Raw genomic sequence first — 25,932 nt, forward strand, 5'->3', positions numbered from 1 at the left:
CGACGGACGACGGATGGCGATCGGGTGACGATTTTGTAGACGGCGCCTCGCGTGGAGGCGCCGTCACTCACGTCCTACCGGGTTACCAAGCGTGCATATAAATCGTTGTCGGCGGTCCTCGCGGTCCCGCCGCAACGTGCCTGCCGCGGCTGGTCGCGCGTGGGTGCCCGATGGCCGTGTGCGGATCCCCGAAGGGCGCCGCACTCCCCGTTCTACGCCGCTTCGCGTGAGGGCGCTACCCCTGGAAGTGACAGGGGTGCCGGGCGAGCCGCGGCGGTCGCCTCACAGCGCGCCGGTCGGCTCCAGGCCCCCAGGGCGCGAACGGCGGTGCCGCCCGTACCAGGCCAGGCCGATCGCGACGCCGACCCCCACGCCGATCGCGGCGGCCGCCACCGGCACCGCCGGGCGGTCGCGCAGGCGGCGGCGCAGCGGGATCGGGTGCCGGAACTCCAGTACGGGCCAGCCCTGCTCGGCCGCGATCCGGCGCAGTCCGCGGTCCGGGTTGACCGCCGTCGGGTGGCCCACTGACTCCAGCAGGGGCGCGTCGCTGATCGAGTCCGAATAGGCATACGACTCGGCCAGGTCGTACCCGCGGGTGGCGGCCATCTCCTTGATCGCGGCTACCTTGTTCGGCCCGCCCGCGTAGAACTCGATCTCCCCGGAGTACCGGCCGGCCTCGACGACCATGCGGGTGGCGATGATGTCGGTCACACCCAGAAGGTCCCCGATAGGTCTGACCATTTCCTCGCCCGAGGCGGAAACTAGGACGATGTCCCGCCCGACCGTCTGGTGGTGTTCGATCAGCTCGACGGCCTCGGCATATATATAGGGGTCGATAAGCTCGTGAAGGGTCTCGTTGACGATTTGTCGTACTTGTTCGACCTTCCACCCCTTGCACAATTCGGCGAGGTAGTCGCGCGTACGGATCATCTGTTGATCGTCGGCGCCGCCGATCTTGAAGATCAGCTGAGCATAGGCAGCTTTCACTACGTCACGCCGAGTAATCAGGCCGTCGCGATAGAAGGGGCGGCCGAACGCGAGAGCGCTCGACTTGGCTATGACGGTTTTGTCGAGGTCGAAGAAGGCGGCGCCATGGCCCACGGCGGGCAAGTCTAGCGGGGTACCCCGCCGCCGCGGCGACGTACCCCGAGACACGCGAATGCGTTGCGTAAGGGGCATGCCCGCCCGGGATCGATGGGCGTATGGTGTGCCGGAATGATCGCGACGCAAGGTGTCGCGGGGTGTTGGGGCGAAGGCCACTCGACGTGCGCCGAGTGGTTCAGGCATGCTTGTAGAACGACGGTTGCCTGTACTCCAACGCGGCCGCGTTGCCCGGCATCCAGACCCTCGGCGGTTGCACCCCCCGTAACCGCTGAGCGGGTTCGGCTCGACCCCCCCGGAGCCGGACCCCCGACGACCCCCGTCACCCCCCGGCGGGGGTCGTCCCTATTCCCGCACGGTACGTGGCGGTAGGGTTTCCGCAGGTCACGACGGATCTTGAAATTCGCCGGGATCGGCCACCCCGCGCGGTTGCTTGATCAAGGCGCCCGGCGGCGGCCAACGGGCACCGACTCGGCGGGCCCCCGGCGCGATCGCACCCTCTCACCGGCATCCCTCTCACCGGCATCCCTCTCACCGGCATCCCTGTCGCCGGTGTGCCTGCCATCGGGCCCGGGCCGGTGAGGTGAGCGCGGGAATCGGCCTCGAAAAGGACGGTAGGGGCGCGCTGGGGCTTTCGGGTGGGTCTGGGGGTCTCCCCTTATACCGGCAACCGCCCCCGTCGGGCCTACGGCCGTCTGAGCGACCGTGCGTGCACCGCGAACCGGGTCGACCGGGCGGGGCCTTCCGGTCAGGCCCGCGCCGCCACGAACGCTACCGACGCGAACCGCTACCGACTCGAACCCGGCCCAACCGCCCGCCGGCCTCTGGAATCCGTGAAAAGGGGCTCGCGATTGAGGCTGCCGACCGAAAGACTGTCGTGATGGACGGCCTGCGGCTGCGCACCATGACCCCTGCGGAATTCGACGGCTTCCGCGCCCGGCTCGTGGACGACTACGCAGACCAGCGGGTGCGCGCGGGCGATTGGGGCGCGGACGGATCGCGCAATCGTGCGCTCCGCGCCATGGATGAACTCCTGCCGAACGGGCTCGCGACCGAGGACACACTCGTGCTCACCGCCGAGACCGACGACCTCGACGCCGTCGGGTGTGTCTGGGTGAAGCTGCGGCACTCCGGCTCCTCCGGCGGTGATGCCTGGGTCTACTACATCGAGGTACGTCCGGAACTGCGCGGCAACGGGTACGGCAGGGCACTGCTGGATGCCACCGAACGGGAGGCGGTCCGGCACGGCGCCACGACGATGGGGCTGAACGTGTTCGCCGATAACCCGACCGCCCGCAGCCTGTACTCCTCCGCCGGGTACGAGGTCACGTCGCTGCAGATGCGCAAGGCGCTGTAGGTCCCCGGCCGAGCGCCGCTTTCGGCGTTTTCCAGTGGGGAAGTCATAGCAGATCGTCCGGGCCCGGGAGACGGCTTCCACAGCCACCCCCGCTGTCCACAGATCATGGTTTCGCCGGTTGGCCGGGCCGGCGTGGCGGTCCACGGTGAGCGGGTCAGATCCGCGCCCGACAGGAGGCCGCGATGGTCATTCACACCGCACACCAGGCCGCACCCGTCCCCGATCGCCGCCGCCCGCTGGTCATCACCGCCGACCTGGACCTCCTCGACGACCTGCTGACGATCGCAGCCCAGGCGGAGGTCATCGTGGACGTGGCGCCGGACGCGGTCGCGGCGGCCAGGTGGTTCGTCGAGGCGCCGATGGTGTTGGTCGGCATCGACGCGGCCGCGGAGTGCGCCAGGGCGTCGCTGCCGTCCCGGCCCGGCATCGTGCTGGTCGGGCACCATGAGCAGCCGGGACCGCCGGATTGGGACGTCGCGCACGACCTACGGGCCGAGCATCTCGCCACCCTGCCGGCCGCCGAGCCGTGGCTGGTCCAGCGGATCGGCCGGATCGCCCGCGCGGCGGAGGCGCGGATGGTCGCGGTGCTCGGTGGGCGCGGCGGCGCGGGAGCGAGCGTCCTGGCCGCTGGGCTGGCGGTCACCGCGGCCAGGGCCGGCATGAGGACGCTGCTGGTCGACGCGGACCCGCTCGGCGGCGGGGTGGACCTGGTGCTGGGCTGGGAGTCGCTGGACGGCCTGCGCTGGCCGGCCCTCACCCAGACCAGCGGTCGGGTCAGCCCGCCGGCTCTGGTGGAGGTGCTGCCGCAGCGGGGCGAGCTGGTGGTGCTGTCGTGGGACCGCGGCGACGTGCTCGCGGTGCCGGCGGAGGCGATGGCCAGCGCGCTGGACGCTGGCCGCCGCGGGCAGGACCTGGTCGTCATCGACCTGCCGCGCCGTCTGGACGACGCGTCGGTGCTCGCACTGGAAGCGGCCGACCGCGGATATCTGGTGGTGCCGGCGGAGCTTCGGGCATGCGCCGCCGCCGCCCGGGTCGCCGCCGCGGCCGCGCCGCACTGCCCGTCGCTTTCCATCGTCGTACGTGGCCCCGCCCCGGGCGGTCTACGCGGCCCCGATGTCGCCAAGGCGCTCGGGCTGCCGCTGGCCGGGGTGCTGCGCCCGGAGCCAGGACTGGCCCGTGGGCTGGAGCGTGGGCAACCACCCGCCCGGGACGGGCGAAGCCCGTTGGCCAGGCTGTGCCAGCGGCTGCTCACCGAGCTAGGGCTCGGTATGACCAAGGCGGTCGCGTGATGGGTGGGGCACATCCGCTGTCCGGCCGGATCCGCGCCGACGTACCCGCGGCCGGCCCCCTGACCTCGCTGCTGCGCGATCCGAGCGTGACCGACCTGCTGGTCAACGGCAGGGAGGTCTGGGTCGACCGGGGCGCGGGGCTGATTCGCACGCCCCTGGCGGTGGGCGGCGTGGACGAGGTTCGGCGGCTGGCGCAGCGCCTCGCCGCGGCGGGCGGCCGCCGGCTCGACGAGGGGGCCCCGTTTGTCGACGTCCGGCTGGCCGACGGGAGCCGGTTGCACGCCGTGCTTCCGCCCATCGCGACCGCTGGGCCCTACCTGTCGCTGCGCACGTTCCGCCAGCGCTCGTTCACGCTGGCCGACCTGGTCGCCGCGGGGACGCTCGACGCCGTCGGGGCGGAGTTGCTCGCCGCGATCGTCGCGGCGCGGCTCGCCTTTGTCGTCTCCGGCGGCACCGGCTCCGGGAAGACCACGCTGCTGACCAGCCTGCTCGGACTGGTTCCGCCCGACGAACGGATCGTGCTGGTCGAGGACGCCGCCGAACTGCGGCCCAACCATCCGCACGTGGTCGGGCTCCAGGCCCGCACCTCCAACGTGGAGGGCACGGGCGACATCGGGCTGCGTGAGCTGGTGCGCCAGGCGCTGCGGATGCGGCCCGACCGGCTCGTGGTCGGCGAGTGCCGGGGCGCCGAGGTGCTGGATTTTCTCGGCGCGCTGAACACCGGCCACGAGGGCGGCGCCGGCACGCTACACGCCAACGGCGCCATGGACATCCCGGCCCGGCTGGAGGCGTTGGGGCTGCTCGGCGGGGTTCCCCGCGCCGCGTTGCACGCGCAGATAGCGGCGGCGCTGCGCGTGGCGGTGCATCTGCGGCGCGGGCCGGCCGGGCGCGTCCTCGATCAGGTGTGCCTGCTGGCGCCGGCGGGTCCGCAGCGGATGGTGAAGGCCGTGCCGGCCTGGCAGCGCGGCACCGGGGCCGGACCGGCGGCCCGGGAACTGGTTGACCTGCTGGCCGCCCGGGACGTCACGGCCCCGGCCGCGCTGGGCGTCCGGCGATGAGTCTGCTCGCGCCGCGTCGCCGCAGGCGCAGGCTCAGGCTGTTGACCTCCGCCTCCCGGCCCACGGGCCGGCCGGCGCTCGCCGATCGCCATCCCCGCACCGTGGCCGTCGCGGCCGGGGTGTTCGGGGCCGCGGTGGCCGTACCGGCGGGCGGCCCGGTCGCGGGCGCCGCGGCGGCGGTCTACGCCACCCTCGCGGCACTGGCACTGCTGCGCCGACGGCGTACGCGCCGCGTGGACGAGGCGACCGCCCGCGCGCTGGACGCGGTCGCCGTGCTCGCCGCCGACCTGCGGGCCGGTGTCGCGCCGGGCGGCGCGTTGAGCGCGGCGTTGCCGGCGTTCGCAGCGTCCGATGCGGCGCCGGTGGCGCGGCTGGTCGAGCGCCTCGCCAGCGCCTGGGAGGTGGCCGAGGCGGCCGGGTCTCCGCTGGCCGATCTGCTCGAACGGCTGGAGGCCGACGTTCGGTGGCTCGACCGGATCCGCGGCCACGCCGCCGCCGAGGCCTCCGGTGCCGGTGCCACGGCATGGCTGCTCGCGGCCTTGCCGGTCGCCGGCATTGGCGTCGGTTACGGCATGGGCGCCGATCCACTGCACATCCTGTTCCGCACCCCGGTGGGTGGGGTCTGCGCGGGGCTGGCCCTGCTGCTGCAGGTGGCCGGCCTGGCCTGGTCCGGCCGGCTGGCCCGGAGCATCGCCGGGGTGGCGGGATGAGCCGCCGCCGGACCGCCGTGACCGGGGAGTTGGCCGGCTCGGCCGGCCGACGGGGTACCGCGACCGCGCGCGAAGACCGCGTCGCCCGTTCGCGCGGTGAGGCTGCCGGGTCTCGCGCCGACGTTGCTGGGTCGCGTGGCGGCGTCGCTGGGTCGCGTGGCGACGTCGCTGGGTCGCGTGGCGGCGTCGCTGGGTCGCGTGGCGGCGTTGCTGGGTCGCGTGGCGACGTTGCTGGGTCGCGTGGCGGCGTTGCTGGGTCTCGCGGCGGCGTTGCTGGGTCGCGCGGCGGCGTCGCCGGTCCAGGGAACGGGACCGGCGGGCCGGGCGCCGTGGCCGCGAATGGAGGTCCCGTCACCAGGTCTACCCGTGCGGGCCGGTCGCGCGGCCCGGTGGAAGGTCCCTGGTCCGCGCGGCAGTCCGGCGGGCGACACCCCGGTGCCCCGGCCACGGCGACGCGGCTGGGCGCGGCCGGCCTCGCTGCGCTGGCGACGGCTCTGCTGATCGGTGGATGGGGCGGCGCATTGGCCGGCGTGGCCGTCGCCGTGGTGGCGGAGCGGTTTCTGCGCCGCATGGAGCCCGCCCGGCGTCGGGCCGAACGGCTTCGCGCCGAGGCCGACCTGCCGTTCACGGCCGACCTGCTCGCGGCGGCGCTGCGGGCGGGGCTGCCCACCGATCGGGCGGTCGGGGCGGTCGCCGAGGCGGTGGACGGTCCCATCGCCCAGCGGCTGGCCAGGGTCGGCCGGTCGCTCGGGCTCGGCCTGACTCCGGCCCAGGCCTGGCTGCCGATGCAGGACCTGCCGGGCGGCGCCCGGATGGCAGCGGCTGTGGTCCGCAGCGCGGACAGCGGTTCGGCGCTCGCCGCGGCGTTCACCCGGCTGGCGGACGACCAGCGGGCGCGCCGGGCGGCCGAGGCGGAGACCGCGGCTCGCCGGGCGGGCGTGCTCATCGTGCTGCCGCTGGGCCTCTGTTTCCTGCCGGCCTTCGTCTTCGCCGGCATCGTGCCGGTGATCGTCGCCGTACTCGGCGACGCGCTTCGATACTGAGGAGGCTACGTGAGCTTGTTGAAACGACTCGTCCGACGGTTGCGTGACGACCGAGGGATGACGACGGCGGAGTACGCGGTGGGCACCCTGGCGGCGGTTGCGTTCGCCGGAATCCTGCTCAAGGTGCTGACCTCCAGCCACGTTCAGGCGGCGCTCACCGCGCTCATCGACCGAGCCCTCAAGTGAGCGACCCGGGCGGCCGCCACGATGCCAACCGTGGTGTCGACCCCGGTGGCGAGCGTGGTGCCGAGCGCCGGGTGGCGCGGGACGACGCCGGCCCGGGACCGAGGCCAGCGCCAGCGCCGGAGCGGGAGCCAGAGCCGGGGTCGAGGTCGTCGAGGTCGAGGTTGGGCGTCGATCGGGGAAGCGCCACGGCCGAACTGGCCGTCGCGCTTCCCGCCCTGGTGCTGCTGCTGTTGTTCGCGCTCGGCGCGGTGGACGCCGTGCTGGCCAGGATGCAGTGCGTGGACGCCGCCCGGGATGCCGCACTGGTGGCGGCCAGAGGAGGAGACGGCATGGCGGCCGGCCGGGCGAGGGCGCCGCACGGCGCCGTGGTCTCGGTGGCGGCGGACGGACAGACGGTCCGGGCGTCGGTGCGCATGAACGTGCGACCCCTGGGCGCACATCTGCCCGGGGTCGACGTCTCGGGAGACGCGGTCGCCGACGTCGAACCGACGGCGGTCCCGTGAGTCCGCGTGCCGATCGGGGATCCGCCTCGATCTGGCTGCTCGGTGCCGGATTCGTCGTGGTCGCGGTCGGCCTGGCCGGCGCGCTGGTCACCGCGGCCGCGACGGCACGGCATCGGGCCCAGTCGGCGGCGGACCTCGGCGCGCTGGCCGGCGCCCGCTACGCGATTGACGGGGCGCCGGCCGCGTGCGCCAGAGCCGGGCTGACCGTGAGCCTGAACGGTGCCCGGATGGTGGACTGCCGGCTCGACGCACTCGATCTGGTGGTGACCGCCGAGGTCGCGATGGCCGGGCTCGGCAGCGCGCGGGGGGTCGCCCGGGCCGGTCCGCTGCACGACCCGAGGAGCGTGGCCTTCTCGCGGCCGGCGCGGACCACGGCCCCTCGGACCACGGCCCCTCGGACCACGGCCCCTCGGGCAGTGGGGACCCGGGTGGTGGGGGCCCGGGCGGTGGGGGCCCGGCAGGGACCCCGGGGTCGGGAGGTCGTGCGCGAACGGTGGCGCGGCTCAGGCGGAGGCCGCGCCCCGTGGGGCCGGGACTTCCTGGGCTCTCTCGGCCGTTGGGACGTTCGCGGGCATCGGGGCGTTCGCGGTCGCTGGGGCGTTCATGGTCGTGAGGGCATCGTCGGGTGGCAGCGAGGCAAGGACAGCGTCCAGGACCCGTACCGCGTCGGCCTTGTTCAAGGGGTCGTTTCCGTTGCCGCACTTGGGCGACTGGACGCAGGACGGGCATCCGGCCTCGCAGCCACACGAATCGATGACGTCACGGGTAGCGTGAAGCCACTGCGCCGCCGCGTGGTACGCCCTTTCCGCGAAGCCGGCACCGCCCGGGTGCCCGTCGTAGACGAACACGGTGGGCGCCTCGGTGTCCGGGTGCGCCGCCGTCGACAGGCCCCCGATGTCCCAGCGGTCGCAGGTGGCCACCAGCGGCAGCAGCCCGATCGCGGCGTGCTCGGCGGCATGCAGCGCACCCGGGATGTCGGGTGGCTCGACCCCGCACCGGTCCAGCTCGTCGGGCGAGATGGTCCACCACACGGCGGTGGTGCGCAGCTGCCGTACCGGCAGGTCGAGCGGGCGGGTGTCGATGACCTCGCCCGTACTGATGCGCCGTCGCTGGTACCCGACCACCTGTCCGGTCACGTCGACGGTACCGAGGAACAGCCCGACCGGCCCGGCATCCAGGTAGGACGAGACCGACACGACGTCGACGTTGGTCACATCCCGGGGATGGGTGGTCCAGTCGGGCTCCTCGGCGTGCACCAGCGCCACGCTGTCCTCGAGGTCCAGCTCGTCAACGATGTACGAGGCGCCCTGATGCAGGTGCACCGCGCCGCTGTGTACCTGGGCGTGCGACGAGGCGCCGTCGACCGTACCGAGCAGCCGGCCGGTCGACGACTCGACGATCGATACCCGGGCTCCGCCGGTGCCGCGCAGGTCGACCTCGGGGCGCTGCGAGTCCGTCCAGTACCAGCCCGACGGGCGCCGCCGCAGCGCGCCGGCCGACACCAGGGCGTCCACGGTGGCGGGGGCGGCCTCACCGAACAGCACGAGGTCGGAGTCCGTCAGCGGCAGCTCGGCCGCGGCGCAGCACAGGTGCGGGCCGAGCACGTACGGGTTGCCGGGATCGAGGACGGTCGCCTCGACCGACCGCCCGAACAGCGCCTCAGGGTGGTGCACCAGGTAGGTGTCCAGCGGGTCGTCCCGCGCGACCAGCACGCACAACGCGTCGCGCCCCGCCCGCCCGGCCCGCCCGGCCTGCTGCCAGAGCGAGGCCAGCGTGCCCGGATAGCCGGCGATCACCACCGCGTCCAGGCCCACCAGGTCCACGCCGAGCTCCAGCGCGTTGGTCGACGCCAGCCCGTACAGTTCGCCGGAGCGCAGCGCCCGCTCCAGGGCGCGCCGTTCCTCGCGCAGGTACCCGGCCCGGTACGCGGCGACCCGGTCGGCCAGCTCCGGGACGGCCTCGGCCAGCGAGCGCCGGGCCATCGCGGCCACGACCTCGGCACCCCGGCGGGATCGGACGAACGCGAGCGTCCGCACGCCGCCGGCCACCGAGTCGGCGAGAAGGTCGGCCGTCTCCCGCAGGGCGGACCGCCGGATCGGCATGGCGTCGCGCACCCGCACCTCGGCGGGCTCGCTGGGTTGGTCGCTGGTCGAGCTGACCCTTCGACCGGTCTGGCTCGGCCCGTCCGGGACCGTGCCGCGACCCGGACCGGTCGACAGCAGCGGGGGCTCCCACAGCGCGAAGGTCACCCCGCCGCGCGGGGAGCCGTCCTCGGTGACCGCGGTCACCGGCAGTCCGACCAGCCGGGATGCGGCCTCGGCGGGATCGCCCGCGGTCGCGGACGCGAGGACGAACACCGGTGCCGACCCGTACCGGGCGCAGATCCGGCGCAGCCGGCGCAGCACCTGCGCGACGTGCGAACCGAACACGCCCCGGTAGGCGTGGCACTCGTCGACGACCACGTACCTCAGCCGGCGAAGGAACGTGGACCAACCGTCGTGCCGGGGCAGCACGCTGTAGTGCAGCATGTCGGGGTTGGTCAGCACGAACCGCGCGTAGGCCCGCACCCAGTCGCGCTCCTCGCGCGGCGTATCGCCGTCGTAGAGCGCCGGCCGGACGTCGGCGGAGGCCAGCGCGGTGAGCGTGGTCAGCTGATCGGCGGCCAGTGCCTTGCTGGGTGCCAGATAGAGGGCGGTGGCGCGAGGATCGCTCTGGAGGGTCGCGAGCACCGGCAGGTGATAGGCCAGCGACTTGCCCGAGCCGGTACCGGTGGAGACGACCACGTGCCTGCCGGAGTGAGCGAGGTCCGCGGCGACGGCCTGGTGCGTCCACGGGGCCGTGATCCCCCGCTCGGCGAGCACGGAGCGCAGCGCTGGCGTGACCCATTCGGGCCATGGAGCCGCGACGCCGTCCCGGGCGGGTACCCGTTCTACGTGGGTCAGCGGCTCGGTTTGGCCAGCCAGCAACCGGTCCAGCAATTCGTCGGGGGCGAGTGACCCGGCAGGGGACAGGGTGGGGCTGGTCATCCAAGCACTCTGACACCGGTGCCCGGGCCGCGTCCAACGGCCCACCGGCCGCGCATCCGGGCCACTCAATGGTGGCGGCCGATGTCGTGCTGCCCCCTCGCCCGTTGACGCCCGGCGGTTTGCCGGTCGCGAATGGCCGTTCCCGGCGTCCGCGCTGGCCGAACGTTGGCGACGCACGAAATTGGGTGCGGTACGCGGGCGCGCGAGATCGTCGGGCGGTGGTTAGATGCGCAAGGAGGTACGCCCTTCGGCGTCGCCACCGGAGGAGGTCCGCATGGAGCTGTCGCTGTCGGCCCGCGCCGCCGAGGGCCATCTGGTTCTCGAGGTGGCCGGCGAGATTGATGTCTACACCGCGCCACAGCTGCGTGAACGCCTGATAGCGCTGGTCGAGGGCGGCGCCCGACGGTTGATCGTCGATCTTGATCGGGTGGAGTTCCTGGACTCCACCGGGCTGGGTGTGCTGGTCGGCGCGCTCAAGCGGCTGCGCGGCGTGAACGGTGAGCTGTTCCTCGTCTGCGATCAGGAGCGGCTGCTCAAGATCTTCCGGATCACCGGGCTGGACCGGGTCTTCACCATGTACGAGACGGTGGAGGCCGCGACGGCCGGTTCCGGCGCGGATGCCGCGCCCGGCGCCGGCCCGGAGGGCGGCGTCGACCCCGCCGGCGCGGCCGGCTGAGGCGCGGATGCCGACGGTCAGGCTGTCCTTCACGCCCGCGCCGGCTCACGTACGCACCGCTCGCCTGGTCGGAGTGGCGGTAGCCCGCCGGGCGGGGGTGGCTCCCGAGCTGTTCGACGAGATCCGGCTGGCGATCGGCGAGGCCTGTTCCCGGGCCGTCGCCCTGCACCATGACCACTCCATCCCCGACCTTGTCGAGGTGGCGCTGGGCGACGACGAGCGGTTCACGGTGCGCGTCATCGACCGTGCGCCGATCGACGCCGCGCTCAGCCAGGCGCTGAACGATCCGGCCGAGCTCGCCGACCCGGTCGCGCTGCTGGAGGCGCCGGACGAGGGCGCGACCACCGCCGGGGCCTCCGAGGCCCAGGCCGCCAGCGAGGAGGCGGTGACCGTGGGGATGCGGCTGGCCCTGCTCGCCGGGCTGGTGGAGAACCTCACGGTGCGCCCCGCGGATCATGGCCCGGGCACCGAGGTGCTGATGTCGTGGCCGGCCGCGTCCGGCCGAACCGGCGCGGGCGGCCGGGGCTGACGGCCCGGACCTGACCTTCGGCCCCGCATCCTGGGGCGCTCACCCCCGCCACGGCCCGGCTCGGGCCGCTCTCCGGCCCGTTGAGGCGTGCTCGCCTGCGCCCCACAACCCGGCCCCGGCCGCGCTCCCCGGGGTCACGTTGAGGCGGGCTCGCGTCTGCTCCGACCCGGCTCCGAGCGCCTCAACCCGGCTCCGACCGCGCTCACCCGGGCCCGGCGCCGAGGAGTGCTCACCTTCGCCATAACTCATCGGAACGTCTCAACGCGAGACACAGGGTACGCGATGTGACTTGCCACACGCGAGACGACTAAAGTACCCCGGGTCATCAGCTATTCCTCGCCCCGGCGTCTGCCGGGGCAGGGACGCGGTTACGCCGCGTGGAGTCCGTCATCGCCACTGACCGGGCGATGATGGCACGTATCGGTACAGGAGGACATAGATGTCCAGGGGATCCCTCGCCGCAGGCGAGCTGTCCCTTACCGGTAGCAACCTGTCCTACGTCATAGTCGCCGCAGCTATCGCGCTGGTGGCGTTGGGCTTTGCGTTCGCCCTGGTCAGGGCGGTTCTCGCAACCGGTAAGGGCACCCAGAAAATGCAGGACATCGCCGGGGCTGTGCAGGAGGGCGCGAGCGCGTACCTCTTCCGCCAGTTCAAAACCCTCGGCGTGTTCGTGATCATTGCCGTAATTCTGTTGTTCCTGCTCCCAGTGAACGAGGGCGGTCTGTCTGTCAAGATCGGACGGTCCGCGTTCTTCGTGGTCGGCGCACTGTTCAGCGCGTTCATCGGTGGCGCGGGCATGGCGCTGGCCACCAGGGCCAATCTGCGGGTGGCCGCCGCGGCGAACACCGGTCAGGGTAGCCGCGAGCGTGCCATGCAGATCGCCTTCCGCACGGGTGGCGTGGTCGGCTTCCTCACCGTTGGCCTCGGCCTGTTCGGTGCGGCGATCGTCGTGATCATCTACAAGGGCGACGCGCCGACCGTGCTGGAGGGCTTCGGCTTCGGTGCCGCTCTGCTGGCCATGTTCATGCGGGTCGGCGGTGGCATCTTCACCAAGGCCGCCGACGTCGGAGCCGACCTGGTCGGCAAGGTTGAGCAGGGGATCCCCGAGGACGACCCGCGCAATGCGGCGACCATCGCCGACAACGTGGGGGACAACGTCGGCGACTGCGCCGGCATGGCCGCGGACCTCTTCGAGTCGTACGCGGTGACCCTGGTGGCAGCCCTGATCCTGGGCAAGGCCGCCTTCGGGGTGCACGGTCTGGTGTTCCCGCTGATCGTTCCGACGATCGGCGTGCTCACCGCCATCATCGGTGTGTTCATCACCCGGCTGCGCACGTCCGACCGCAGTGGGCTGACCGCGATCAACCGAGCGTTCTTCATCTCCGCCGGGATCTCGGCGGTGCTGAGCGCGGTGGCCGCCTGGCTGTACCTGCCGAAGACCTGGACGGATCTGCTGGGCAGCGGCTGGCGTACGACGCTGGGGCTGGCCGCCACCGACAACCTGCGGGTCTCCCCGCCGGTGGTCGCGATCATCGCCGTCATCATCGGCATCGTGCTGGCGGCGATCATCCAGGCGCTGACCGGCTATTTCACCGAGGTCGGCCGGCGTCCGGTGCAGGACATCGGCAAGAGTTCGCTGACCGGCCCGGCCACCGTGGTGCTGGCTGGCATCTCGATCGGCTACGAGTCGGCCACCTACTCGGCGCTGGTCATCGGCGCGGGCGTGTACGGCGCGTTCCTGCTCGGCGGCGGCTCGATCGTGCTGTCCCTGTTCGCGGTCGCAATGGCCGGCACCGGCCTGCTGACCACGGTCGGCGTGATCGTGGCGATGGACACCTTCGGCCCGATCTCGGACAACGCGCAGGGCATCGCGGAGATGTCCGGCGAGATCGACGAGGCGGGCGCCCGGGTGCTCACCGACCTGGACGCGGTCGGCAACACCACCAAGGCGATCACCAAGGGCATCGCGATCGCGACCGCCGTGCTGGCGGCGACCGCGCTGTTCGGCTCGTACACCGACACGGTGGGTACCGCGTTGGGCAAGGCGAAGGTCACCGAGTCGCTCGACCAGATCCTCAACGTGTCCAACCCGCGCAACCTCGTCGGCCTGCTGATCGGCGCGGCTGTGGTGTTCTTCTTCTCGGGGCTGGCCATCAACGCGGTTTCCCGGTCCGCCGGTGCCGTGGTCTTCGAGGTGCGGCGGCAGTTCCGCGAGTTCCCCGGGATCATGGACGGTACCCAGCGGCCGGAGTACGGCCGGGTGGTGGACATCTGCACGCGGGATGCCCAGCGTGAGCTGATCACTCCCGGCCTGCTCGCCGTGCTGGCGCCCATCGCGGTCGGTTTCGGCCTGGGCATCGGCGCCCTGGCCAGCTACCTGGCCGGTGCGATCGGCGCCGGTACCCTGATGGCCCTGTTCCTGGCCAACTCCGGTGGTGCCTGGGACAACGCGAAGAAGATGATCGAGGACGGCAAGTTCGGCGGCAAGGGCTCGGACGCCCACGCCGCGACGGTCATCGGCGACACGGTCGGCGACCCGTTCAAGGACACCGCCGGCCCGGCGATCAACCCGCTGATCAAGGTGATGAACCTGGTCTCGCTGCTGATCGCACCGGCAGTGGTGATGTGGAGCGCGGGCAGCGACAAGAACACGCCGCTGCGCATCGCGGTCGCCGTCGCGGCCCTGCTCATCATCGTGGTCGCCGTGACGATCAACAAGCGCAAGCCGATGGCGGTGGCCTCGGAGGAGGACATCGCGGCCGCCACGGGCGGCGGCTCGGCGGACCCGAGCGAGGACGCCGCCACCGCAAGGGTGTAGCACCAGGGTGTAGGGCACCGTTAGCCCAACCGGCCCCGGGCAGGCGTGCGTCGAAGGATGTTCGCGTACGCGACAAGCCCGGCACCGGCCGCGCTTCCGGCGTCGCGGCACGCCCTGGCCACCCATCGTGGCCACTCGAACAGTCGTACAGTGACGGGCATGCGTCGCGTGCTCCCTTCCCTGGCGGCTTTCGGTGTGGTGGTAGCGCTCGGCGCGTGCGGCAACGGCGGTGGCAGCGGCAGTGCCACGCCGGCGAAGACCTGGACCGTGCGGGTGTGCGGCGCGCTGTCCCCCTGGCGGTCCAGCATCGCCCAGCTCAACAGCCAGGCAGCGGCGCAGATGAAGAACGCGACGACCCCCGTCCAGACCAAGGACAACATGCTCCGGCTGCTCCAGGGCGCCTCGCAGACCACCGAGGCGGCGCGCAAGAAGGTCGTCGCCGCCGGAGTGCCCGACGTGGACGGCGGCAAGGTGATCGCCGACCGGTTCGTGAGCGGGCTGGCCAGGGTGCGCGACGCGTACGACAAGGCGCACGGCACCGTCCAGGCCCTCCCGATCACCGAGGCCAAGCCGTTCTACGACGGGGTGGCCACCGCGGTCGGCACCCTCGACAAGGAGTACTCGCAGGCCGGGCTCAACACGGGTGCGCTCGCCTCCACCGAGCTGCGCAAGGACTTCGAAGAAGTACCGGAGTGCGGGTAGGAGCGGCGGGTGAGGCCGGGATGCGGGTGAAGCAGCTCAACCTCTTCGGGGTCGAGGGGGCACCGCCTGCGCCGACCGACCTGGAGGGACTGCTGGCCGGCCCGGGTCAGGTGGTCCGGATGGGCGGCACGGCCCGGGTCTCGGTGGTCGTCGGCGACCTGTGGCGGGGCCGGGTGCTGCACGGGGAGCTGGCCCAGCGGGGGGTACCGGCGACCCTGGTGGCCACCGTCGATCAGAACATCGGGGTGCGCACCGCCTACTCCAGCACCCTGGCACCGCTGGCCGTGGCCTGGCTGCGTGGGGCGGTGAAGCTCCCGCCGCCCGGGTTCTGGCTGGACGGCCGGCGGCTGAGGCTGTGGGTGATCGCCGCCGGGTACGGTGACCCGCTGGGCTTCACCCTGCGGCTCGGCCCGTCCGACGAGCCGGCCTGGGAGCCGGTGGGTGTGGCGCTGGCCGCTGTCGGATTACCGGCAGTTCTCCTGGGTACCAGGGCCGGCGGACCGGCGTACCGGATCGCCGGCCGGCGCCGGATCTCCCGGCTGGCCGAACTGGTCGGCGACCGGCCGGCCGAGGTTCCCGCAGAGGCGTGGCCTGCCCCGTAGGCGCGTGGCCGGGGCGGCCGCGGGACGGCTGGGCCGCGGCCGGGTCGGGGAGCGGCCGAGGACCCCCGACACCCCCCGCGGGGTCACGCGATCGGGGCACGACCCACGCCGTGACGTGAGTCACCGGCAGAGTTGGGTGTACGGTGGCGCCGCCTGGCTGGCCCCGGTACGCCCAGTTCCGGAGCGTGCTGGGTTACCTTTGAACACCGTGTCCATGAGCAGCTGGGAGTGCCGTGCCACACGACGCTAAACGCCTGGTCATCGTCGAATCCCCGGCGAAGGCCAAGACGATCTCGGGCTACCTGGGCCCCGGGTATGTGGTTGAGGCGAGCCTGGGTCACGTGCGGGACCTGCCGCGTAACGCGGCGGATGTGCCGGCGAAGTATAAGTCGCTGCCCTGGGCCCGGTTGGGCGTGGATGTTGACAACGGTTTTACGCCGCTTTATGTGGTTTCCAGCGACCGGAAGCAGCAGATCACCCGGCTGATCAAGCTGGCCAAGGAGGTCGACGAGGTCTACCTGGCCACAGACGAGGACCGCGAGGGCGAGGCGATCGCCTGGCACCTGCTGGAGACGATCAAGCCCAAGGTGCCGGTCAAGCGGATGGTGTTCCACGAGATCACGAAGCCGGCCATCCAGGCCGCCGTGGCCAGCCCGCGGGAAATCGACCGAGCCCTGGTCAACGCGTACGAGTACCGCCGGATCTTGGACCGGTTGTACGGGTACGAGGTCTCGCCGGTGCTGTGGAAGAAGGTCATGCCGCGGCTGTCGGCGGGCCGGGTGCAGTCGGTCGCCACCAGGATCGTGGTGGACCGCGAGAAGCAGCGGATGGCCTTCCGGTCGGCGGAGTACTGGGACATCGTGGCCGACCTCGCCCTGCTCGAGGCGGCCGAGGAGGGGCCTCGCGGCTTCTCCGCCACGCTGATCTCGCTCGATGGCGACCGGATCGCCACCGGCCGGGACTTCGAGCCGACCACCGGGCGCGCCCGGGGCGACGTGGTGCATCTGGACGAGGGCGCCGCGCGCGGGCTCGCCGGCCGGCTGGAGAACCGACCATTCAAGGTCGTCCGGGTTGAGGAGAAGCCGTACCGGCGCCGGCCGTACCCACCGTTCATCACCTCCACGCTGCAGCAGGAGGCCGCTCGCAAGATGCGGTTCTCCTCCGCCCAGACCATGCGCACGGCCCAACGGCTGTACGAGAACGGTTACATCACCTACATGCGTACCGACTCGGTGAACCTCTCCGAGTCGGCGATCGCGGCGGCCCGTACCCAGGTCGCGGACCTGTACGGCGACCGGTTCGTGCCGCCGCAGCCGCGCCGGTACACCTCCAAGGTGAAGAACGCTCAGGAGGCGCACGAGGCCATCCGGCCGGCCGGGGACGCCTTCCGTACCCCCGGCGAGGTGGCCAACGAGCTGTCCGCCGAGGAGTTCAAGCTCTACGAGTTGATCTGGCGGCGCACGATCGCCTCGCAGATGACCGATGCGGTCGGTTCGTCCGTTTCGGTGCGCATCCGGGCGGTATCCACCACCAACGAGGAGTGCGACTTCGGCGCGACCGGTAAGACGATCACCGACCCCGGCTTCCTGCGCGCGTACGTCGAGTCCAGCGACGACGAGGAGGCCGAGGCGGAGGACGCCGAGCGCCGGCTGCCGAACCTGGTCAAGGACCAGGCGCTGCGCGGCGACCGGCTCAACCCGGTCGGGCACACCACCCAGCCGCCGGCCCGCTACACCGAAGCCTCGCTGGTCAAGGCGCTGGAGGAGCTGGGCATCGGCCGGCCCTCCACCTACGCCAACATCATGGCCACCATCCAGGACCGCGGGTACGTGTTCAAACGCGGCCAGGCGCTGATCCCGTCGTTCACCGCGTTCGCGGTGACCAACCTGCTCGAGGGGCACTTCCCCCGGCTGGTGGACTACCAGTTCACCGCCTCCATGGAGGACGAGCTGGACGACATCGCCGACGGCGAGCACTCGGCGCTGGAGTTTCTGACCGCCTTCTACTTCGGCGGCCTCGGCGAGGAGGGCTCGATCGCCCGCGCCGGTGGCCTGAAGAAGATGGTCACCGAGAACCTCGGCGAGATCGACGCCCGCGGGGTCAACTCGATCCCGCTGTTCCGCGACGACGCCGGCCGCGACGTGGTGGTGCGGGTCGGCCGGTACGGGCCGTACCTGCAGCGCACCCTGCCGGGCGAGGAGCCGGGCGAGGACGACCGGGCGTCGCTGCCCGAGGGCATGGCCCCGGACGAGCTGAACCCGCCAAAGGTCGACGAGCTGTTCCTGGGCGGCGGCGGCGAGCGGAAGCTGGGCGAGCACCCGGAGACCGGCGAGCCGGTCGTGATCAAGTCCGGCCGGTTCGGCCCGTACGTGTCCAGCGGGGAGCGCAACGCGTCCCTGCTGCGTACCCAGACCCCGGACGGGGTGTCGCTGGCCGACGCGCTGCGGCTGCTGTCCCTGCCCCGGCTGCTGGGCGCCGACCCGGCGGGCGCGGAGGTGTTCGCGGGCGCGGGCCGGTACGGGCCCTACGTGAAGCGGGGCGACGAGTACCGGTCGCTGGCCGATGAGTCGCAGCTGTTCACGGTGAGCCTGGACGAGGCGCTGACGCTGCTCGCGGCGCCGAAGACCAGGCAGCGCCGGGCCGCCGCACCGCCGCTGCGGGAGTTGGGGCCCGACCCGCTGACCGAGAAGCCGCTAGTGATCAAGGACGGCCGGTTCGGCCCGTACGTGACCGACGGCGAGACCAACGCGTCGCTGCGGCGGGGCCAGACGCCCGAGACGCTGTCGGTGGAGCAGGGCTCGGAGATGCTGGCCGAGAAGCGGGCCAAGGGCCCCGCGCCCAAGAAGGCGACCGCCAAGAAGGCCGCCCCGGCGAAGAAGCAGACCGCGGCCGAGACGAAGGGCACCGCGGCGAAGAACACCACCGCGAAGAAGGCCACCGCGGCCAAGAAGAGCGCGGCGGCCAAGAAGACGGCCACCAAGAAGGCCGCGCCGGCCAAGGCGACGGCCGCGAAGAAGGCCACGGCCAAGAAGACGACCTGAGTCCCGACCGGTCTGGGTCGTCGCGCGGGCGCCAAGCGCCGAGCCAGACCGGTCGGAGTCGGGGTCAGTCGCCCAGGACCCTCGACGTGTACGCGTTGGCGAAGACCCGCCCGGGGTCGAGTTCGTCGCGTACCGCCAGGAAGTCGTCGAAGCGCGGGTACTCCGGGCGCAGGTCGTCACGGCTGCGCCAGTGCATCTTGCCCCAGTGTGGCCGGCCGCCGAGCCCCTCGGCGACCTGCTCGAACGCCCGGAAGTATGGCTCGTGCGGCATGCCGACGTACTGATGGATCGCGATGTACGCGTTGTCCCGCCCGTACCCGTGGGACAGCCAGATGTCGTCGGCCGCCGATACCCGGATCTCGACCGGAAAGATGATCTTGAACGGCAGGCCCTCGACCACCTTCCGCAGCCCCTCGAACGCCTCGGGCAGCGCGGCGCGGGGTATCCCGTACTCCATTTCCATGAACCGCACGCGCCGTGGCGTGCAGAACACCTCGTGGGACGGGCCCGTGTAGACCCTCGGAGTCAGCGCCCGGGCCTCGATGGCGGTGATCCCCGGCACCAGGGCCGGCACCGCCCGGCCGACCCGGCAGGCCCCGGCGAACACCGTGTTGGACAGGAAGTCGTCGTCCAACCAGCCGCGCAGCCGGCCCAGCGGCCGGTCGTGCGCGGGCACCCGGTTGTTGCGCTTGGTCTGCACCCGGTCGGTGTACGGGAACCAGTACATCTCGAAATGATCATTGCCCTCGACGTGCTCGGTGAGTCCGGCGAACACGTCGGCCAGGCGCTCCGGGCGCTCCTCGGCGCACAGCGTGAACGCGTCCACGCAGCGCAGCGTCACCTCGGTCAGCACGCCGAGGGCGCCGATCCCGACCCGGGCGGCCCGGAACACCTCCGGGCGCTCGGTCGGCGAGCACCGGATCACCGTGCCGTCCCCGGCGACCAGGGTCAGCGCCTCGACGAAGGTGGCCAGGCAGCCCAGCCGGGCACCGGTGCCGTGAGTACCGGTGGAGATCGCGCCGGCGATCGTCTGGGTGTCGATGTCGCCCAGGTTGGGCATGGCCAACCCGTGTCCGGCCAGCACCCGGTTGAGTACCCGCAGCGGCATGCCGGCCTGCACGGTGACCAGCCGCGAGGCCGGATCGAGCGAGATCAGACCGGCCAGGCGGTCGAGCTCCACCCGGATCCCATCGGCCGCGGCGGCCGGGGTGAAGGAGTGCCCGGCGCCGGCCGCCTTGACGGTCAGCCCCTCATCGGCGGCGGCTCGAATCACTGCGGATACCTCGTCCACGCTCGCCGGATGGGCCACCCGAACGGCCTCCGCGCGCTGGTTGCCGGCCCAGTTTCGCCATTCGTTGACGCTCATCGAGGCTCCTCGCTCCATGAACTCGCGCAATCTGCGGCGTTTTAAAGCCGAACAGGGCACTTCGAGCCCGCCTCGGCATCGTTGCTCTGAGTAGATTTGACATCAAGTGGCATGATCGCCCGTAGCCGCGAGAGGGGTGGCGCGCACAGTGACGACCGAGGCCTCCAGCCGGCCGCTGCGTCGCGTTCCGGTACAGGAACGAAGTGTCGCGCGGGTTAAGCGAATGCTGGATGCGTGCGCCGAGCTGGTCGACGAGATCGGGTACGAGGCGTTGACGACCACACTGCTCGCCGAGCGGGCCGGGGTCGCCATCGGCTCGGTGTACCAGTTCTTCCCGGACAAGCGGGCGATAGTGCAGGCGTTGACCCTGCGCAATCTTGAGGGTTATCTGCAGCGGATCAGCTCCCGCTTCGCGGATACCCAGTTCACTCACTGGTGGGACGTCGTGGACGCGGCGATCGACGAGTACATCTCGATGCATCGCTCGGTACCAGGCTTCCGGACCCTGCACTTCGGCGACGTGGTGGACGTGCACCTGCTCGACGAGGAGCGGGACAACAACACGATCATCGCCGAACAGCTCGCCGGGCTGCTGGTGGACCATTTCGGTGCGGCGTCCGGCCCGCGGCTGGACTTCGCGCTCGGGGTGGCGGTCGAGGCCGGCGACGCGCTCATCAAGCTGGCCTTCCGGCGCGATCCGGACGGCGACCCGGCGGTTCTGGCCGAGGCCAAGGCGTTGATCCGGGAGTACCTGTACCGCCACGTCAACACCATCTCCCGCTGAGTGGGTGAGCCGGACCGGGCCCGGAGGGGTCCGGCCCGGCCGGTGACGAGTCCGCGCCGGACCCCGGCGCGGACTTCCGCGTGCCCCGCGTCCTAGAGGAACGTCCGGGACTCGCCGCGGTAGCTGGGGACCACTCCGACGACCCGGTCGCCGGACACGAGGTGCACCACGTCCACGTGTTCGCACAGCTCACCGGCCTTGGCGTGGCGGAACCAGACCCGGTCACCGACCCGCAGCGCGTCGGCGCGGGCGCCGGTCAGCGGCGTCTGCACCTCGCCGGCGCCCTCGGTGCCGATCAGCGACAGCCCGCCGGGCAGCCAGGGGACCGGCTGCCGGCTGCGGCTGGTCTCGCCCGAGGCGATCCAGCCGCCACCGAGCACGGTGGCGATCCCCGGCGCCGGGCGGCGCACCACCGGCAGCGCGAAGAACGCCGCCGGCGTGGGCCGCCACGCCCGGTACCCATCGAACAGCGCCGGCCCGTACAGCCCCGACCCGGCGGTCACCTCGGTCACCGCCGGGTCCGCGGCGGTCGCGGCCACGCTGCCGGTACCCCCGCCGTTGACGAACTCGAGATCGGCGTGCCGGCGTACCGCGGCCACCGCGGCGCCCCGGCGCCCGATCAGTTCGGGCATGGAGCGGCGCTGCATGAACCGGATCGCGGCGCCCCGGGCCCGCTGCCCGCCGGGCGCGTCCCCGAGTCCGGCGATCTGTGCCTCGTAGGACATCACCCCGACCAGCCGGTATCCGGTGCGGCGGGCCACCTCGGCGGCCAGCGCGCCGGCCTGTTCCGGCGTGTGTATCGGCGAGCGGCGCACGCCGATGTGTAGCCGGTCGCCGACCGGTCGCCACGAGGCGTCCAGCTCGACGCAGAGCCGGATGGTCTGCCCGCCGGCGCCGCCGCCGAGCGCCGCGTCGATGAAGTCGAGTTGGTCGGTGCTGTCGACCATGAGCGTGATCGAGGCGGCCAACTCCGCATCGCCGGCCAGGGCGCGCAGCGCCTCGCGGTCGGTGGTTGGATATCCAATCAGCACGTCGTCGCTGACCCCGGTCTGGACCAGCCACTGGGCCTCGGCCAGGGTGAACGCCATGACCCCCCGCCAGCCCGGCATGGCAAGCGCCCGGCCGAGCAGGTGACGGCAGCGCACCGACTTGCTGGCCACCCGCAGCGGCTTGCCCGCCGAGCGCTTGACCAGCTCGGTGGCGTTGGCGTCGAAGGCATCGAGATCGACGATCGCGAACGGCGGTTCGAGCCCGACAGTGGCGTCGTTGTAGCGCTTGAGCAGGGCATCCCGCCCGGATGTTGCGTAGGACACATAAAGCACGCTAGCGGGTCGGTGTGGAACGCGAAATAGTCTCGCGTCGCTCCGGCGGGTCGCACCCCGATTTCGTACGGTTGGCACGCGTCGACAAAGGGGTATTCGACACGCCGCGCCGGTCTGTCCCGGACCGGTAGCCCGGCTACAGTGAACGCAATGGGAGCTGCTTGACAGCACGGCAGTGCGGAGGTTAGGGCCATCGGTACGACGTCCGAGCCGCGGGGAGGGCGCACGGAAACGCCGGCTTCGCCCCCGCCATCGCCCGTCGATTTGTCGGGAGCAGCCGCCTTAAGGGCAATTCTTAAGATCCGGCCGTTCCGCCGGCTGTGGCTGGTACTCGGCTTCTCCTCGCTCGGTGACTGGCTCGGCCTGTTGGCCTCGGCGACCTTCGCCAAGGAGCAGGTCTCCGGCTCCGCCGCGCAGGGCGCCGCGTTCGGCTCGGTGGTCGCCGTGCGCATGCTGCCGGCGCTGGTCATGGGCCCGCTGGCCGGTGTGGTGGCGGACCGGTGGGACCGCCGGTACACGATGGTCGTCTGCGACATCGGCCGGTTCCTGCTGTTCGCCTCGATCCCCAGCGTCACCTTCTTCACCAGCGACTCGAAGCTGGTGGTGCTCTGGACGGCCGTGGCCACCTTCATGATCGAGACGCTCCAGATGGGCTGGGGGCCGGCCAAGGACGCCTCGGTGCCGAACCTGCTGCCCAAGGGGCGCCTGGAGTCGGCGAACCAGCTGACCCTGGCCACCACGTACGGCGTCACCCCGGTGCTGGCCGGCATCGTGCTCGCGAGCCTGAACACCCTGCTCGGGTCGGTGGTCCGCTCCACCGGGCACAGCCCGATCAACTCGTCGAACGTGGCCCTGTACTTCGACGCGCTGACCTTCCTGGCCACCGCGTTCACGGTGTTCTTCGGGATCAAGGAGATCAGCGGCCGGTCCGCCGCCCGCCGCGCCAAACAGGCGAGCATCTGGCGCGAGTTCCTCGCCGGCTGGGCGTACGTGGGCAAGACGCCGCTCGTGCGCGGCCTGGTCCAGGGCATCCTGTGCGCCTTCGCGGTGGCCGGCGCCGTCGTCGGTACCGCCTCCTTCTACTCCCGGTCGCTGGGCGGCGGCGACTCCACGTTCTACATCCTGTTCGCGTTCCTGTTCATCGGTCTCGCGCTGGGCATCGTTGGCGGCCCGCGGCTGGTCGGCGAGTTGTCCCGGCGCCGCTGGTTCGGGCTGTCCATCGTGCTGGCCGCGTTGTCGGTGGCCGTTCTGGCCTTCGCCTGGCACCTGGTCATCGCCGTGGTCTTCGCGGTGGGTGTGGGCGTCGGCGCGGGCATGGCGCTGCTGGCCGGCACCACCCTGATGGGCCGGGAGATCAGCGACGATCTTCGCGGCCGGGTGTTCTCCTTCATCCAAGTGGGCACCCAGCTGACCCTGCTGTTCAGCGTGTCCGTGACCTCGCTGATCACCGGCTTCGGCGGGTCCCGCCGGGTGCTGGGCATCCCGGTGTCGACCACCCGCCTGCTGCTGTTCGTGGCCGGTGTGGTCGGCGTGGCCGCGGGCATCGCGGCGCTGCGGCAGATGGACGACAAGAAGGGCGTACCGCTCTTCAAGGACCTCGTCGGCTCGATCCGGGGCCGCCCGCTGTCGCTGGCCGAACCGGCGCCGCGGGTCGGCCGGTTCATCGTGTTCGAGGGCGGCGAGGGTGCCGGCAAGTCGACCCAGGTGCAGCGGCTGGCCAACCGGCTGCGCGCGGAGGGCCACGACGTCGTGATCACCCGGGAGCCCGGCGCTACCGACGTCGGCGCCCGGATCCGCGGCCTGCTGCTCGATCCGGCGCCGGTGGACGGCGGACAGATCGCCCCGCGGGCCGAAGCGCTGCTGTACGCCGCCGACCGCGCGCACCACGTGGCCACCGTGGTGCGTCCGGCGCTGAACCGGGGTGCGGTGGTGATCAGCGATCGGTACGTCGACTCGTCGCTGGCCTATCAGGGCGCCGGCCGGACCCTGCCGGTCGACGACGTGCGCTGGTTGTCCGGGTGGGCCACCGGTGGCCTGAAGCCCGACCTGGTCGTGCTGCTGGACGTCGACCCGAAGGTGGGGCTGGCGCGGGCCGGCCGCCGGTCCGGGCAGACCGACCGGCTGGAGGGCGAGGAACTGCCGTTCCACGAGCGGGTGCGGTACGCCTTCCTGGACCTCGCCGCGGCGGACCCGAACCGGTACCTGGTGCTGGACGCGTCCCGGCCGCCCGAGGCGGTGGCCGGGATGGTCGCCGAACGGGTGGTGGGCATACTCGGACCGGCCCAGCCCGGGGCGGCGCAGCCGGAGCCGGGTCACGGCGAGGCCGAGCACCTCCGCCAGGCACCGGAGCCACGCCCGGAGGCCGAGCCGCGTCCGGAGGGCGAGGCGCGCCCTGAGGCCGAGGCGGGGGCCGGGCCGCAGCCGGCCGCGCCGAGCGAGGCCGTGGCGGGCGAGGCCGTGGTGGGCGACGGTGCCGCGGGTGAGAATGCGGCGGGCGTCGGTGCGACGGTCGAGGGTGCGGCGGTCGGCGGCGGCAACGCGGCCGGGGACACCGCGCCGGGCGGTCCCGAGCAGCCCACCAAGGTGCTCGAGGGTCCGCTGTCCGCCCTGGAGAGCAGGCCGTCGTGACCGGTGTCTTCGACACGCTCGTCGGCCAGGACGAGGCGGTGGCAACGCTGCGCCGGGCCGCGGCCGCCGCGGGTGCGGTGGTGCGCGGCGAGCCGACCCAGGGTATGACCCACGCCTGGATCTTCACCGGTCCGCCCGGCTCCGGCCGGTCGGTCGCGGCACGGGCCTTCGCGGCCGCGCTGCAATGCGCCGACCAGGGCTGCGGCGTCTGCCCGGCCTGCCACACCACGCTCACCGGGACCCATGCCGACGTGCGGTTCGTGGTGCCCGAGGGGCTGACCATCGGGGTCGGCGAGATGCGCGCGCTGGTGCTGCGCGCGGCCGGCGCGCCGAGCCAGGGCCGCTGGCAGGTGGTGCTGATCGAGGACGCCGACCGGCTCACCGAGGCGGCCGGGAACGCGCTGCTCAAGGCGATCGAGGAGCCGCCGCCGCGCACCGTCTTCCTGCTCTGCACCCCCTCCACCCACCCGGACGACGTCTCGGTGACCATCCGTTCCCGGTGCCGCGTGGTGACCCTGCGCCAGCCGTCGGCCGCCGCGGTCGCGTCGGTGCTCGTCGAGCGGGACGGCATCGATCCGTCCGCCGCCGCGTGGGCCGCCGCCGCCGCGCAGGGACACGTGGGCCGGGCCCGCCGGCTGGCCAGGGACCCGCAGGCGCGGGAAATCCGGGACAAGGTGCTCGCGGTACCGCGCCGGCTCACCGGCGTCGGCGCGTGCTTCGACGCGGCGTCGTCGCTGATCGAGGCGGCCGAGGCGGAGGCCGCCGCGACGGTGTCCGAGGCGGACGCCAAGGAGCGCGCCGACCTGCAGATGGCGCTGGGTGCCGGCGGTACCGGCAAGGGAGCGGCGTCCGCCGCCCGGGGCATGACGGGCGCCATCCGGGAACTGGAGCGGCGACAGAAGTCGCGGGCCACCCGCACGCAACGCGACGCGCTGGACCGGGCGCTGGTGGACCTGGCCGGGTTCTACCGGGATGTCCTGGTGGAGAAGCTGGCCGCGCCGGTCGCGCCGGTCCACGTGGACAGCGTCGAGGTCGCCGCGCAGGCCGCCGCGCGCTGGACGGCCGAGAGTGCGCTGCGCCGGCTGGAGGCCGTACTGGCCTGCCGGTCGGAGATCGAGCTCAACGTCAAGCCGCGGATCGCGGTGGAGGCGATGATGCTCGCCCTCTGGCGCGGCTGACCGGCCCCGTACC

The 25,932-nt window shown here is 72.5% G+C and carries 20 protein-coding genes and 1 pseudogene; 17 read left to right on the forward strand and 4 right to left on the reverse strand.

What is annotated here, in order from left to right:
* Nucleotides 1-282: 282 nt before the first annotated feature.
* The gene (locus tag ABEA87_RS01300) at nt 283-1,110 is read right to left on the reverse strand and encodes an HAD family hydrolase (RefSeq protein ID WP_345625218.1); all 828 of its coding nucleotides are present in this window, start codon (nt 1,108-1,110) and stop codon (nt 283-285) included.
* 871 nt (nt 1,111-1,981) lie between these two features.
* Here ABEA87_RS01300 and ABEA87_RS01305 point away from each other — a divergent pair.
* From ABEA87_RS01305 to ABEA87_RS01340, 8 genes and pseudogenes are all read left to right on the forward strand, one after another.
* Complete coding sequence (locus ABEA87_RS01305; RefSeq protein WP_345625220.1) at nt 1,982-2,458, forward strand: GNAT family N-acetyltransferase; 477 nt, start codon at nt 1,982-1,984, stop codon at nt 2,456-2,458.
* Nucleotides 2,459-2,700: 242 nt separating this feature from the next.
* Nucleotides 2,701-3,747 carry a septum site-determining protein Ssd gene (gene ssd / locus ABEA87_RS01310; protein ID WP_345625736.1) on the forward strand — a complete coding sequence of 349 codons (1,047 nt, stop codon included), beginning with the start codon at nt 2,701-2,703 and terminating at the stop codon, nt 3,745-3,747.
* Nucleotides 3,693-4,805, forward strand: a complete 1,113-nt coding sequence (locus ABEA87_RS01315; RefSeq protein ID WP_425570688.1) for a TadA family conjugal transfer-associated ATPase — start codon at nt 3,693-3,695, stop codon at nt 4,803-4,805. Before ssd ends, ABEA87_RS01315 begins: the two co-directional genes overlap by 55 nt.
* A 41-nt stretch (nt 4,806-4,846) precedes the next feature.
* On the forward strand, nt 4,847-5,515 hold the full coding sequence (locus tag ABEA87_RS01320) for a type II secretion system F family protein (protein ID WP_345625222.1): 669 nt from the start codon (nt 4,847-4,849) through the stop codon (nt 5,513-5,515).
* A gap of 389 nt (nt 5,516-5,904) precedes the next feature.
* Nucleotides 5,905-6,558 carry a type II secretion system F family protein gene (locus ABEA87_RS01325; RefSeq protein WP_425570690.1) on the forward strand — a complete coding sequence of 218 codons (654 nt, stop codon included), beginning with the start codon at nt 5,905-5,907 and terminating at the stop codon, nt 6,556-6,558.
* A gap of 18 nt (nt 6,559-6,576) precedes the next feature.
* A complete protein-coding gene (locus ABEA87_RS01330; RefSeq protein ID WP_345625740.1) occupies nt 6,577-6,744 on the forward strand; it encodes a DUF4244 domain-containing protein in 168 nt (55 codons plus the stop codon).
* A gap of 161 nt (nt 6,745-6,905) precedes the next feature.
* Complete coding sequence (locus ABEA87_RS01335) at nt 6,906-7,247, forward strand: TadE family type IV pilus minor pilin (protein WP_345625224.1); 342 nt, start codon at nt 6,906-6,908, stop codon at nt 7,245-7,247.
* Nucleotides 7,244-7,561, forward strand: a pseudogene (locus ABEA87_RS01340) (Rv3654c family TadE-like protein); the annotation flags it as partial. The gene ABEA87_RS01335 and the pseudogene ABEA87_RS01340, both read left to right, overlap by 4 nt.
* A 189-nt stretch (nt 7,562-7,750) precedes the next feature.
* Here ABEA87_RS01340 and ABEA87_RS01345 read toward each other — a convergent pair.
* Nucleotides 7,751-10,273: a DEAD/DEAH box helicase gene (locus ABEA87_RS01345; protein ID WP_345625226.1), complete on the reverse strand. Its 2,523-nt coding sequence runs from the start codon at nt 10,271-10,273 to the stop codon at nt 7,751-7,753.
* A gap of 274 nt (nt 10,274-10,547) precedes the next feature.
* On the opposite strand from ABEA87_RS01345, the gene ABEA87_RS01350 reads away from it, so the two are divergent.
* The 6 genes from ABEA87_RS01350 (at nt 10,548) to topA (ending at nt 18,641) form a co-directional block, all read left to right on the forward strand.
* On the forward strand, nt 10,548-10,949 hold the full coding sequence (locus ABEA87_RS01350) for an STAS domain-containing protein (protein WP_345625227.1): 402 nt from the start codon (nt 10,548-10,550) through the stop codon (nt 10,947-10,949).
* 7 nt (nt 10,950-10,956) lie between these two features.
* Nucleotides 10,957-11,478, forward strand: coding sequence for an ATP-binding protein (locus ABEA87_RS01355; RefSeq protein ID WP_345625229.1), 522 nt, complete (start codon nt 10,957-10,959; stop codon nt 11,476-11,478).
* 439 nt (nt 11,479-11,917) lie between these two features.
* A complete protein-coding gene (locus tag ABEA87_RS01360; protein WP_345625231.1) occupies nt 11,918-14,296 on the forward strand; it encodes a sodium-translocating pyrophosphatase in 2,379 nt (792 codons plus the stop codon).
* Nucleotides 14,297-14,455: 159 nt separating this feature from the next.
* Nucleotides 14,456-14,998, forward strand: a complete 543-nt coding sequence (locus ABEA87_RS01365; RefSeq protein ID WP_345625233.1) for a hypothetical protein — start codon at nt 14,456-14,458, stop codon at nt 14,996-14,998.
* Complete coding sequence (locus tag ABEA87_RS01370; protein ID WP_345625235.1) at nt 14,989-15,600, forward strand: hypothetical protein; 612 nt, start codon at nt 14,989-14,991, stop codon at nt 15,598-15,600. The genes ABEA87_RS01365 and ABEA87_RS01370 overlap by 10 nt, the downstream gene beginning before the upstream one ends.
* 233 nt (nt 15,601-15,833) lie before the next feature.
* On the forward strand, nt 15,834-18,641 hold the full coding sequence (gene topA, locus ABEA87_RS01375; protein WP_345625237.1) for a type I DNA topoisomerase: 2,808 nt from the start codon (nt 15,834-15,836) through the stop codon (nt 18,639-18,641).
* A gap of 64 nt (nt 18,642-18,705) precedes the next feature.
* Here topA and ABEA87_RS01380 read toward each other — a convergent pair whose 3' ends face one another.
* The gene (locus tag ABEA87_RS01380) at nt 18,706-20,007 is read right to left on the reverse strand and encodes a D-arabinono-1,4-lactone oxidase (RefSeq protein ID WP_425570691.1); all 1,302 of its coding nucleotides are present in this window, start codon (nt 20,005-20,007) and stop codon (nt 18,706-18,708) included.
* Between the two features lie 223 nt (nt 20,008-20,230).
* On the opposite strand from ABEA87_RS01380, the gene ABEA87_RS01385 reads away from it, so the two are divergent.
* Complete coding sequence (locus tag ABEA87_RS01385; protein WP_345625241.1) at nt 20,231-20,791, forward strand: TetR/AcrR family transcriptional regulator; 561 nt, start codon at nt 20,231-20,233, stop codon at nt 20,789-20,791.
* Nucleotides 20,792-20,883: 92 nt separating this feature from the next.
* On the opposite strand, the gene ABEA87_RS01390 is transcribed toward ABEA87_RS01385, so the two are convergent.
* Entirely contained in the window at nt 20,884-22,104 is a 1,221-nt protein-coding gene (locus tag ABEA87_RS01390; RefSeq protein ID WP_345625242.1) for an amino acid deaminase/aldolase, read from the reverse strand.
* Nucleotides 22,105-22,404: 300 nt separating this feature from the next.
* Here ABEA87_RS01390 and tmk point away from each other — a divergent pair, with 300 nt between their 5' ends.
* Both tmk and ABEA87_RS01400 read left to right on the forward strand, forming a co-directional pair.
* Nucleotides 22,405-24,741 carry a dTMP kinase gene (tmk, locus tag ABEA87_RS01395; RefSeq protein WP_425570726.1) on the forward strand — a complete coding sequence of 779 codons (2,337 nt, stop codon included), beginning with the start codon at nt 22,405-22,407 and terminating at the stop codon, nt 24,739-24,741.
* On the forward strand, nt 24,738-25,919 hold the full coding sequence (locus ABEA87_RS01400; protein WP_345625244.1) for a DNA polymerase III subunit delta': 1,182 nt from the start codon (nt 24,738-24,740) through the stop codon (nt 25,917-25,919). Before tmk ends, ABEA87_RS01400 begins: the two co-directional genes overlap by 4 nt.
* The last annotated feature ends 13 nt before the right edge of the window (nt 25,920-25,932 follow it).

This window comes from Rugosimonospora acidiphila, from assembly GCF_039543385.1.
Lineage (GTDB): Bacteria > Actinomycetota > Actinomycetes > Mycobacteriales > Micromonosporaceae > Rugosimonospora > Rugosimonospora acidiphila.

Excerpts from the sequence above, each read along its gene's own strand:
- ABEA87_RS01305 (WP_345625220.1), top strand. The coding sequence starts at position 1,982 with ATGGACGGCCTGCGGCTGCGCACCATGACCCCTGCGGAATTCGACGGC.
- ABEA87_RS01345 (WP_345625226.1), bottom strand. The coding sequence starts at position 10,273 with ATGACCAGCCCCACCCTGTCCCCTGCCGGGTCACTCGCCCCCGACGAA.
- ABEA87_RS01350 (WP_345625227.1), top strand. The coding sequence starts at position 10,548 with ATGGAGCTGTCGCTGTCGGCCCGCGCCGCCGAGGGCCATCTGGTTCTC.
- ABEA87_RS01355 (WP_345625229.1), top strand. The coding sequence starts at position 10,957 with ATGCCGACGGTCAGGCTGTCCTTCACGCCCGCGCCGGCTCACGTACGC.
- ABEA87_RS01360 (WP_345625231.1), top strand. The coding sequence starts at position 11,918 with ATGTCCAGGGGATCCCTCGCCGCAGGCGAGCTGTCCCTTACCGGTAGC.
- ABEA87_RS01365 (WP_345625233.1), top strand. The coding sequence starts at position 14,456 with ATGCGTCGCGTGCTCCCTTCCCTGGCGGCTTTCGGTGTGGTGGTAGCG.
- ABEA87_RS01380 (WP_425570691.1), bottom strand. The coding sequence starts at position 20,007 with ATGAGCGTCAACGAATGGCGAAACTGGGCCGGCAACCAGCGCGCGGAG.
- ABEA87_RS01385 (WP_345625241.1), top strand. The coding sequence starts at position 20,231 with ATGCTGGATGCGTGCGCCGAGCTGGTCGACGAGATCGGGTACGAGGCG.